Below are 12,186 nucleotides of genomic sequence, written 5' to 3' on the forward strand. Positions count from 1 at the left end.
AAGGTCCCAATTCATTTGAATTGGGACCTTCTTCGTTATATATAATATACAAAACATATTACATATATTACTCTATATCTTGTTATATTAAATTAGTCTACTTTGATGCCGTGAATTTCTTCGGCTAAACGTTTTAAAGCATCGACGGTACGTACACCAGGTGTGATTTCAGAAAGTTTTACACGAATGAAGTGACCTTCTTTAACGGCTGTGATGTCTTGAAGTTGAGGGTTAGCCTTGATTTTTTCAATTTTTTGTTGGAAATCATCGTCGTTGCGGATAGAATTGCCATAGTCAGCGATAATAATATAATCAGGGTTTTGTGCAATTACTGTTTCCCAAGAACCTTTAGCCCATGTTTTATCAACGCCTAAGCCGCTCATTACATTATCAGCACCGATAAGTTTTAAGATGTTAGTAGTATAACCTTCGAATGCTGTGAATGGTTGACCGTCTTCAGAGTCATAAATGAAAATGCGTTTACGAGGTAAGTCTTTTAGTTTATCCTGGATAGCTGCCAATGTTTTACGTTGACCTGAAACCCATTCTTCAGCTTTAGGTTTTACGCCGAAAATCTCACCCAATTTAATCATGTCGCTGAAGTTGGTTTCTAGGTCAGCCTTAGTAGATAACATGGATTCAGGGATCCAAATATTAACCTTTTGGGAAATCATTTTATCTGCAGGAATGGCTCGTTTGCTGAAAGAATCAGGCCATCCTGTAGCAAAGTCAGGCTTTACGGACATAAATACTTCATAGGAAGGCCATTTTTCAGATAATACTTTTACTTTGTCGTAAGCTGCTTGTAAAGGTGGGTAGATTTCTTCTTCTTTGAAAGCGGTCCCAGCCATTTTGTCTTCAAGTCCTAATTGTAACATCATTTCCGTTGTTGCTTGGGACATGGACACGGCATGAGTTGGGGCGGATTTTACGGCAAAGTCTGTTTTTGTACCGTCAAATGTTTCACTCCATGTTACAGAGGGTCCATTATCCGCTGTAGTTTTTGTAGTATCAGAACCACAACCAGCAATAGCGAATGTAGCACATGTCATTGCGATTAATAATAATTTTTTTGACTTTCTTAAATTCTGAAACATAGTAAGTCCTTTCTTTACTAATTAATAATATAAATGATAGCGCCCTTCATCCCAAGAGGTTTTGAAAGGAACTTCAAAAATTGGTTCAAGAATTTCAGGTGTGAGCACCTCGGTAGGGGAACCTTCTTTTAGGATAGTTCCGTTATTCATGATGACTATATGATCGCAATATTGAGCCGCTAGATTCAAGTCGTGAAGGACTACAATCGTAGTGCCTTTAAAAGCCCGTAATTGTTCCATTAGCGCCACTTTGTACTTCATATCTAAATGATTAGTAGGTTCATCTAAAAGAAGTATTTGAGGTTTCTGGGTTAAGGCTTTAGCAATGAATACGCGTTGCTTCTCACCACCTGATAAATGATGAATTTCTTCATTTGATAAATGGGTGATGCCTACTTCATTCATATAATGCTCTGCAATTTTAACATCCTCAGAACTATAGGTGCCAAAGTGTTGTTTGTACGGATATCGGCCCATGAGAACGATATCTTTTACGAGAAAATCATCGATCATAGCGTCTCTAGATTGTGTTAAGACTGCTACCAATTGAGCAAACTCGCGACCTTTATAAGACTCTAAAGGTTTTTCGTTTAATGTGATTTTGTTTTTTGACGGATGAAGTCGATATAGATGGCTAAGTAGCGTAGACTTACCACATCCATTTGGTCCAATTATGGCTGTTATTTTATTGGTAGGAAATGTTACAGAAATATTCTTTAACACTTCTTTGGTTTCATAAGAAAAAGACAGCTGATTAATTTGATACATAGTATCTCCTATAGATATGATATACACTAACCATTGTGTTTATAACGATTCATGATAATCCAAATGAAGAGTGGAGCCCCCAATAAAGATGTAAGCACACCAATAGGGATTTCTTCTGGACTGTAGAGTGCTCTCGATAATACGTCTGACCAGATCATAACGATGCTACCTATGAGTGCACTAAATAGTAATGTATGTTTATGTTTAGGTCCGCCTATAATCCGAGCAAGGTGAGGGATGATAAGGCCGATAAAGCCAACTACACCAACCTTTGATACTAGTGTGGCGATCACAATAGAGGATATGACAACAATACTTAATTGTAACTGCTTAACGGAAAGGCCCATTTGTGCTGCTTCATGATTACCGAGTAGCAACACATCAAGGTCTTGATTGAACGTATAGATATATAGCATAAATAAGGTTATGATGATTGCTGTTAATGGTAAATCACTCCATTGTATGCCTGCAAAGCTGCCAAGTAGCCAGAACATAGCACTTCGCACTTGAGCTTCGTGTTTGGCTCCGTAAATAATCATCATTGTTAAGGCTGAGAATACACCAGTCATACCCATACCTATGAGGATAAGTTTTACGGGGCTGTTGCTTTTACCAACACATAAGAGGACTAATATAATTGAAAGTGCTGCGCCTAGGGCCGCAAAAATAGGCGTATTGTACTGGCCTAAGAATGGTAGGCCACCCATGATAATAGCGAAAACGGCACCTGTGCTTGCGCCAGAAGAAACACCTAATACATAGGGATCTGCGAGGGCATTGCGTGTGACAGTTTGCATTAATAGACCTACAAGTGATAGACCTATACCTGTTAGAACAGAGTAAATAAGTCGTGGTAAGCGGATATCTGTAATAATCGTATCAGTCATAGATGCTGTAGTATTTGCATCAATCATAGACATAAGTGCTGAAATAATTTGGTCTAGAGAAATGAATTTAGCGCCAAACTGTAAAGCTGTTACTAATGAAATACAGAGGATTAGACAGAGTACAAATACTTTTACCGAAGTCTGCATAAAATCTCCTTATTCTATTTTTTATTTAGGTAGTCTAATTCTTATCTAAGTATAGAGAATTTTCAATATATATACAATATTAATACCTGTATAGGTATTATACGTATAAGGGTTTATTAAATTATAAATAGCAAAATCTTATGTTAGTTTTATTCATTTTTATAAGTTCATTGTTATTTTGATATATGAAAAATTTATTATAATAGCTATAATAGAACTATATGTACAGAAGTACGTTTAGGAGGTGTTAGTTTGATACAAGATTTATTATCTGAGGATAATGTATCCTTTCATTATCCCGCTGAGACGTGGGAGGATGTTATTCGTCATGGTGGTCAACTGATGGTTGATGCGGGTTTTACGGATCCATCTTATACAGAGGCTATGGTTGAAGTAGTTCGCGAAATGGGCCCATATATCGTATTGGCTCCCGGTCTTGCTATGCCACATGCTCGCCCAGAACATGGTGCAAAGCGTGTAGGAACGGCTTTGGTGACATTGGAAAAACCATTGAATTTTGGCAGTCCTGATAATGACCCTGTATCTGTCGCATTATTTTTATGTGCTCCCAACAAAGATGAGCATATTCAATTGTTAACAGATATTGCTACTTTATTTGAGGATGAAGAATTCTTAGATGCGGCTGTTGACTTTGAAAGTATCGATGATGTTCAAGCATTCCTGGCAGAGCATTTAGACGAGCAATAAACATTTAGAAGGAGGCAAGTATGATTTCTGTATTAACTGTATGTGGTAATGGTATTGGTTCTAGCTTGATGTTAAAAATGAAAATTGAAGAAATTTGTGCTGAAAATGGTATCGATGCACAAGTTGAATCTATCGATTTTAACGCGGCTCAAGGTCGTAAGGCAGATCTCATCGTAACTGTAAAAGAGTTGGCTGAACAATTTGACGATAAAAATGTTGCTATTGTTCGTAGCTATATTAATAAAAAGAAGATTACAGAAGATGTTCTTGAAGCATTAAAACAAGCTGCTCAATAATATGTAACAATTATATAGGAGGTAGTGCCATGGAAATGGTATTAGAGTTCTTGCGTGATGTGCTGTCTCAACCAGCACTTTTGATTGGTATTATGTCATGTATAGGCCTGATCGCCTTGAAACGTCCGTTTCATAAAATAATGACGGGCACATTAAAACCTATTCTTGGGTATTTAATGTTAGCTGCAGGTGCGGGTGTTATCGTTAGCAATCTTGACCCTTTGGGGAAGATGATTGAACACGGATTCCATATTACTGGTGTAGTGCCAAATAATGAAGCTATCGTAGCTGTTGCGCAAAAGGTACTTGGTGTTGAAACAATGTCTATTCTTGTTGTAGGCTTATTGATGAACTTATGTATTGCACGTTTCACCAAGTTTAAGTATGTGTTCTTAACAGGTCATCACAGCTTATTTATGGCATGCCTTATGTCTGCCGTACTTGGTACAGCAGGTTTATCTGGTATGGAACTCATACTTGTAGGTGGTTTCTTAATGGGGGCATGGTCTGCTATTTCTCCAGCTATTGGTCAAAGTTATACATCCAAAGTGACAGATGGTGATGAAATTGCCATTGGTCATTTTGGTAGTTTAGGCTACTATTTATCGGCTTGGGTTGCTAAATATGTTGGAAAAGCTGAAGATAGTACAGAAGATATTGAAATACCTGAAAAATGGGGTTTTTTACGTGACTCAACATTATCTACCGCATTGACTATGATTGTATTCTACTTAATTGCAGCTTTTGCGGCTGGTTCCGAGTTTGTAGCCACTTTATCTGGAGATATGAGCCCATATTTATACGCTGTTATGAGTGCTATGAACTTTGCTGTTGGTGTAACAATCGTATACTCAGGTGTGCGTATGATCCTAGGTGATTTAATCCCTGCATTCCAAGGCATTGCTACAAAAATTATCCCTAATGCAATTCCAGCTGTAGATTGTGCCGTATTCTTCACCTATGCTCCAACTGCAGTGGTATTAGGCTTCCTTAGCTCCTTTATTGGTGGTATCATCGGTATGCTTATCCTTGGTGCTGTAGGTGGCGTATTAATCATTCCTGGTCTTGTGCCACACTTCTTCTGTGGTGCTACAGCAGGTATTTATGGCAATGCTACTGGTGGTCGTCGTGGCGCAGCGGTAGGTGCTTTCCTAAATGGTTTGGCTATTACATTCTTGCCAGCTTTGGCGCTTCCTGTTCTTGGTCAATTAGGCTTCCAAAATACAACCTTTGGTGATGCGGACTTTGCCGTAATGGGTCTAGTATTAGGTAATGCTTATGAATGGGTAGGTATGGCAGGTATTTATGGCATTGTAGCTATTGCCGCTTTAGTACTCATTGTTCCTAACTTTATTAAAACAAAGGGTAAAGTTATTAACTACGTAGAAGAGGATTAATGAAAATAACTGAGCAACATCGTAATGTAGTTGTTCGATATGTATTCCTGACTATTGGGGCCATAAGTTTTGCCCTTGGTACAGCAGGTATCGTACTACCACTATTGCCAACAGTTCCTTTTTATATGCTAACGTTATTTTGTTTGGCTCGTGGATCTGAACGACTCCATAAAATGTTTTTGGCGTCTAGTTTATATCAAAAGACTGTTGCTGCTTATGAACGCGATAAAGCGTTGACATTGCGGGCAAAGTTGTCCATTCTCGTATCCGTTAGTGCCATAATGACAATTGGTGCCTATTTTAGTCAAGATATGCCTATTGCTCTAATGGTTATGGGCATTATATGGGTCGCTCATGTCATAGCATTAGCTTTTATTATTAAAACAAAAAAATAGAAACTTATATCCTTAGTTCTGAATATAGCCTCATGAATTAAATTCTTCTAGTTTAATTCATGAGGCTTATTTTATAGTAACTTAGCATAATTCCTAGCGATGATGGTAATTGCTTTATATTACTAAAATGAGCTAACTCATATTTTTGAATCTAAAATGAATTATTACTATTTTAAATTTGACAATGACTATCAATAAGTATACTATAATATAATATTATTAAAATTTATGTTTATAGTATTTGTGTATATGGTGATAGTATGAATCCACATAATCATGCGGTTTCACATGCTGGAACATCTATGTCAAGGCATACGGTATTTGACGGTATCGAGCTAATGTTCCTAGATGTGAAACAAGAGACGATTCAATTTTATGCTAAATCACATACCAAGACGTTTGCTATAAATCACTGTGAAGAGGGGCGCATAGAGTGCAAGTTTTCATCTGGTGAGTATTTATATATGGGGCCAGGGGATATGTCGTTAGGTTGGCATATACGATCTGATTATCAACACGAAAATTACTTTCCTACAAAATTATTTAAAGGAATTGTATTATTAGTGGATGTTGAGAAAGCTCAACCCGTATTAGATGCACTTGTTAGTGATTCTCGAATTGATTTGACTGAGCTGGCCAATCGGTTTTGTGAGCATTCTGATTTTGGTATGATGATGGAAGAAACGGAAACTGTTCGTCATATTTTTTCCAGTTTATATAATGTGCCAGATCAAATAAAAGAGCACTATTTTAAATTAAAAGTGATTGAAATCTTTTTATTATTATCTGTTATCTCTACAGCCAATCCTGAAAAGAGAAGTACCTATAGAAAGCAACAGGTAGATATTGTAAAAGCTGTAAGTGAATATGTATCGACACAGTTTATGAAGCGTATTACTATTGACTCCTTGTCTGAACAGTTTGATATTCCTACATCTACCCTGAAACGTTGCTTTAAAGGTGTATTTGGTACAACTATACATCAGTATTTAAAAGAATGTCGTATTAATGCGGCAAAGCGATTGCTTCAAGACTCAGATCAGTCTATTTTAGAAATCGCTAATGCGGTAGGGTATGAGAATGGTAGTAAGTTTACTAGTGCATTCAAAGAGGCTACTGGTGTAACGCCAAGTGCCTATCGTAAGGTCTAAATAATTTGGACCTTATATTATCCTAGCTAAAAATTTTTGTGCTTTAGGCTAGGTTTGATAGTCTATGAAAATTAAATATTGTCCTAAACGTATATTTTTGGTCTATTCGGAGTAGATATGTATAATACACTTTGCTACTATTAAACCTGTAAATGATTTTCAATGTCATTTGGTTGTAGTGGTAAAGTGTATTTTTATATGCATAGTTAAATATATGTGTGGAGGAAATTTAATGAATAGGAGTTGGGTGCGGGCAAGGAGATATGTCATACTATCCTGTGCAGTAGCGTGCTGGTTGCAAATGCCGGTGGTTATGGCGGACAATGCGACTGTAACAACCGATGTGGTTCATGTTCGCGGTACATGGGCTGAAGAGCAGGCAAAACAAGAGTCTCAGCAGACGACGATTATCACGAAGAAGGATATTGTCAAAAAGCAGGCAAAATCCGTAGAAGATATTGTGTTTTCCGAAACTGGCGTATCTAGAACCGTCGATTCGATGGGGCGCGTCGGCGTATCTATCCGTGGAGCGGATCCTCGTCATACCTTGATTCTTGTGGATGGACAGCCTGTGATGGGCGACCTTGCCAAATATCAAGGTGCTGGTGATGAATTACAACGTCTCGGTACAGAAAATGTGGAACGCATAGAAATTATCCAAGGTGCGGCTAGTGCTAAATACGGATCCGATGCCATCGGTGGTGTTATTAATGTTATTACCAATAAACCGCGTAAGACCGCTGGCCTTCAGTTTAATGCGGAAGGTCGTAGAACTAAAGGCGACGGTGATATCGTACCGTTTTCCAATTTCTTTATGCGCGCTGATTCTGGCTCATTAGGTAAGTTAAAAGTTAATATTCACGGTAGTAAACGTGACATTATGCCTATTTATGCCAGCGAGCAGCGTCGTATCAGCGCTATGACCAATGATGAAGACCACGGTTTTTTAAAGAATTCCCTACGGTATTACGGTACAAATTCTAATATAGGTTTGGCCGCTACGTATGATATTAATGATAAGCAGTCTTTGGGAATTCGCATCGATCGGTATAATGAGGACTTAGAACGGTATGTAAAGCGCAGTACTTCTTATTTGGAACCTCAGGTTCATTACAAACGGGATTTAGACAGGAATAATCTTAATTTGACATATACTGGTCAGGACAATAAGAGTTCTTGGAAAGCGGAACTGAATTATACGCGGACCAAAGAAGATGATGTAACATTAACCAGTGACTATGGGAACAGTACCTATGAAGGGAAAAATACATTAAACTATGTGGATAATGTAGATCATCGTCAATGGAGCGTAACACTCGGGGCAGACACACAAGTCAATAAGAAACATCTCTTGTCTTATGGTATTGGGTTTATACGGGAGACAGGCGAAGGTAGCAGACTTAAAAATGCGCCTCATACCTATAAACGGCATATCGATCCCTGGGATTACGATAAAAGTCTAGCTGTAAAAAACGGTGTTCCTTCATCCACAATTTATGACCATTCTTTCAGAAAAAACGACGCTGGTGTAGAGCAGTGGAATAAGGAGAAAGAATGGTATAACGGGGATAAAAGTAAGCCAAATACATTGCCGGAATTTACTTACGAAGAATATCTTCAATATTTGAATCCCCAGGCGGGAATTGATTCGGCGGCCGTAATGGGGCTTGTGGATGGCCCTGTGACGGAGCGTACGCTGAAAAAACGGAATCCTGAAGCTTATGCGCGATATCAGCAGTTTGCTAAACGTTTGATAGCGGAGAATAAAGAATTTATTGAAGACTATCATTTTAATAAGGAAGGCCGAAAAGATGAGAACGGTAAGTATTATCCTGCACTTTATGATGCCTATTTACCGAGCTTTTACTATGGCGCCGTACCGGATTTTGATTCTACGAAGTTGAAATTAAACGGAGCTTATTTTAAAGAAGAGTATTTAAAACGCGTTAATCAACAGACCGCAGGACGTGCGGAGATCAAGAAACAGAATTTCTTTATTCAGGATACGTGGCAGGTTAATAAAAATACTACTTTATCACCAATTATAAGACTGGATCATAGTGATTTATTTGGCTCCAATTGGTCGTTTAATTTCGGCATGACGCACAATGTACATGGAAATGTACACCGCAGATTAAAGGCTAATGTGGGTACCAGCTATACGGAACCCGGTATGGGCGAGCTGTATTATAACTGGGAAATGTATGGCCCGAATATTACAAATGCCACAATCGGTGGAGGTGAAGCCCGATTAGGTTGGTATTGGGTCGGAAATCCGAACCTTAAACCAGAGAAATCCATGAATTTCGACCTTTCTTTGGAAGGGGAAAATAAAAATACCTATGGTAAAGTAACCGTATTCCACAATAATATTCGGAATTATATGTCGATTTACAATACGGGATATTTGATGGATTTTTATCCTCAATATGATGAATCTACCACATATGGAGCGGCGAAATTTGCGCATGCGCCGGATATGATTTACAGTTTCCGTAATATTGGCAAGGCCCAAATCACAGGTCTTCAATTTGAAGTGAAACAGACTTTGAATAAGCACTGGAAAGCCCGTTTGGGATATACGTATTTACGAGCGCTTAATAAGAGCGATAAAGATATGCCTCGTGAATTACTGGATAAACCGCGTCATAAAGTGGATATCGGTGTGGATTTTGAGGATAAGGCCAGTGGATGGAGCGGTAGCCTGTGGGGCGATTATTATATTCATATGCTGGATAGTAACTCCTTGTCTGGCGGCGGTAATTATATGGTATCTTATATTGATCCTAATAATTCCGATCGTTCCGTTATCAGATATAATTTGAATAATAGAAAAACCGCCGATATGTATGAACATAAAACTTATGGCATATGGAATTTGATGATTCAAAAGAAGATTGATAAGGATTCACGAATCTATTTCGGTATTGATAATCTCTTTAATCATCGTGATGATGATCGGGCTTTATCGGCTCGAGTATATCGTATCGGATTAAATATGAAATTCGGTTTCGGTTCAGGTGAAAGTAAAACGAAACTTACGAAGGAGCAGTTTGAATCGTTACCTCCGGTTATGCTGCAGGATTTTATTACGCGTCCTTTCGATACAGACAGAAAACGAGGTATGGAACTTGTAGGTGATTATCGTGTACGTAATGACAGTCATCTTGGATCTGATCGTCCTGCTACGCGGGTGACTGCTACAAGTTACGTATCCGACGAGGCCGCAAAGAATCTGGCGGACCGCAAGGAACATGGCTTGAATCAACGTATACGTGTCGGTGTCGATGCTCGTATTAACGATAATACGAATGTACGTGTTGTGGGTAGTGCTTCTGGCCAAGCTGGTGTAGATAGCAGTCATGAAACAGAAGGCTCTAAAGGTTTTAATCATCAACGTCTCGAAGAACTAGATGTAACACATCACGGTTCTAAATGGGATCATAGTGTTGGTCGTATTACTGAATCTATGGGGGTTACAGGTTATTGGTTTAATAAAGAATATGACGGCCTTCGTAGTGTTTGGACGAATAAGAATACTCAAGTCCGTATCGGTGTGGGGACCTTTAAACATAGTACGGGAATTAGCGACAGTGCTTATACTCATGCTATTTATACGCATTTTAAACGGGTTCCAACGGTAGAGGAATTCTTAGGTGTTACTATGGATTCGGACGGTGCCAATAAGGAACTCATCGTACCAAACGCAGGGAATACTATTAATTTCTACCAGCAATTAAAAGCCTTGCGCGATAAGGAAGGCATCTTAGATGCGGAGGTAGGTACATTAAAGAAGAAAATCGACGATATGACTTCCGATATCTGGTCTAAAGAATTTATTGACGGCATGTCCGCGGATCAACTGGCTCCATTAAAAGCGGAGTTGGCAAAGTTGGAAGCATCTTTGCCGGATGTGGAAGCTCGTGTGGCGAAAGAACGGGAACGGTTGCGAGCTGCGCAGTTTGATGTGTTGCGCCGGATGCAGGAGATCGCGGTGAAAGCTTATGGTGTGGATGCGGCTAAACAGACTGTATCGATTAAGATGCCTGATGTGTCAGTAACGTATTCTTATAAATCGCGATACTATGATGAAGATGATGAACAATGGTATGAAGACGAACGTACTTTCACTCAGAAAATAGCACCGGGAACGATTGGGCTTGATAAGAAAAACCCATTGTTTGAAATGAAGTTGAGTGATACCACTGTTCTTTCCAATGGTGGAAAAACGTTTATTTCAAATTGGTACAATCAGAATAAGGCGGCTATCGTGGAGGCGTATCGTGCCAAGGCGAAAGATATAGCAACCTATAGCTTTGGCAATAATCCGTACATGATGAAATTTGAAGATAATGCCTTTGACGGGCTGGACAAGTCTATTTATAAGGCGAATGTCGTTGATATTAACGACTCCGGCACGTCTGGTCTTATTAACGTAAAAGGAAGTGCCTATTATCCTTCTATGATAGCTTCGTACTTTAATAGCTTGGCCCGAATGCTTGAAAAAGCGGACGGCAACAGTCGTTTGCCGAGAGAGGCGCTAGGCAAATATACAGGTGCTGTTATTCCTTCAATAGGTGTCGTATTGGAGCGGGATACAATTCCACCAATTGAAAAGGCTACCTATGTTCAAGTTAAACATATGGTAACACCTAGACTTGGCTTAGCTGCGTGGTACTTACGCTCCTTTGGCGGTAGTGACTATCGCTTCTATACGGCGAATGGTAATGCTACAGAAGCGCATGAATTCAACAATATGGCTAATGTTTTCGGCGTTGGAGCTAAGTATCAATTAAATCATAATGTAAGTGTTTCCTTCGACTATGGACAAAACCGTAGTGACTTTGGTCGCTTCATGAATGGCAATACTCATTATGACCATAAGGCTGGATCCTCTCAATTCGATATCAAGGGCCGTGACGTAGGTGGTGTACCTCATTTTTGGGCATTGCGCTTTGATGTTGGTCGTGCCGATATGAATAAACCTGGTTCTTGGAATGCCTATGTAGACTATAAATACTTTGCCCATGGTTCCTTCTTTGGTGGCAATGGTACAGAGGCTGTTCCTGACCGTTACTTAGATGGTATTAAGAGCTTTACCTTTGGTGGTGGCTATGTGCCAACTAAAGATCTTCTTTTACAAGCATTCTATACATTTGATGCAAAAGGGATCAATAAACGAGATACCTTATATGGATCTGAAAACTTTAAACTTGGGAATTATACTCGTTTCCAAATGACGTATAAATTCTAAAAATTTATATCCGATTTGTCCGAAACGTATATTTTTGGTCTATTCGGAGTAGATATGCAAGATACACTTTGCTAACATTAAAATGT

The 12,186-nt window shown here is 38.9% G+C and carries 9 protein-coding genes; 6 read left to right on the forward strand and 3 right to left on the reverse strand.

Annotation, left to right across the window (positions count from 1 at the left end; translation table 11 throughout):
* Positions 1-92 precede the first annotated feature (92 nt).
* From E6X37_RS09755 to E6X37_RS09765, 3 genes are read right to left on the reverse strand one after another with little or no spacing between them, the layout of a single operon-like run.
* The gene (locus tag E6X37_RS09755; protein WP_123137751.1) at positions 93-1,097 is read right to left on the reverse strand and encodes an ABC transporter substrate-binding protein; all 1,005 of its coding nucleotides are present in this window, start codon (positions 1,095-1,097) and stop codon (positions 93-95) included.
* Between the two features lie 21 nt (positions 1,098-1,118).
* Positions 1,119-1,865, reverse strand: a complete 747-nt coding sequence (locus tag E6X37_RS09760) for an ABC transporter ATP-binding protein (RefSeq protein WP_021148436.1) — start codon at positions 1,863-1,865, stop codon at positions 1,119-1,121.
* Positions 1,866-1,891: 26 nt separating this feature from the next.
* Positions 1,892-2,899, reverse strand: a complete 1,008-nt coding sequence (locus tag E6X37_RS09765) for a FecCD family ABC transporter permease (RefSeq protein WP_123137753.1) — start codon at positions 2,897-2,899, stop codon at positions 1,892-1,894.
* A gap of 252 nt (positions 2,900-3,151) precedes the next feature.
* On the opposite strand from E6X37_RS09765, the gene E6X37_RS09770 reads away from it, so the two are divergent.
* From E6X37_RS09770 to E6X37_RS09795, 6 genes are all read left to right on the forward strand, one after another.
* The gene (locus E6X37_RS09770; RefSeq protein ID WP_004696688.1) at positions 3,152-3,607 is read left to right on the forward strand and encodes a PTS sugar transporter subunit IIA; all 456 of its coding nucleotides are present in this window, start codon (positions 3,152-3,154) and stop codon (positions 3,605-3,607) included.
* A 20-nt stretch (positions 3,608-3,627) separates the two neighbouring features.
* Positions 3,628-3,903, forward strand: a complete 276-nt coding sequence (locus tag E6X37_RS09775) for a PTS sugar transporter subunit IIB (RefSeq protein WP_004696686.1) — start codon at positions 3,628-3,630, stop codon at positions 3,901-3,903.
* 29 nt (positions 3,904-3,932) lie between these two features.
* On the forward strand, positions 3,933-5,300 hold the full coding sequence (locus E6X37_RS09780; protein WP_004696684.1) for a PTS ascorbate transporter subunit IIC: 1,368 nt from the start codon (positions 3,933-3,935) through the stop codon (positions 5,298-5,300).
* Positions 5,300-5,695, forward strand: coding sequence for a YbaN family protein (locus tag E6X37_RS09785; protein WP_278468314.1), 396 nt, complete (start codon positions 5,300-5,302; stop codon positions 5,693-5,695). The genes E6X37_RS09780 and E6X37_RS09785 overlap by 1 nt, the downstream gene beginning before the upstream one ends.
* Before the next feature lie 260 nt (positions 5,696-5,955).
* Complete coding sequence (locus E6X37_RS09790; RefSeq protein ID WP_278468312.1) at positions 5,956-6,846, forward strand: helix-turn-helix transcriptional regulator; 891 nt, start codon at positions 5,956-5,958, stop codon at positions 6,844-6,846.
* A 232-nt stretch (positions 6,847-7,078) separates the two neighbouring features.
* The gene (locus E6X37_RS09795; protein ID WP_316689766.1) at positions 7,079-12,100 is read left to right on the forward strand and encodes a TonB-dependent receptor plug domain-containing protein; all 5,022 of its coding nucleotides are present in this window, start codon (positions 7,079-7,081) and stop codon (positions 12,098-12,100) included.
* Positions 12,101-12,186: the final 86 nt, after the last annotated feature.

The organism is Veillonella parvula (genome assembly GCF_032550495.1).
GTDB lineage: Bacteria > Bacillota > Negativicutes > Veillonellales > Veillonellaceae > Veillonella > Veillonella parvula_G.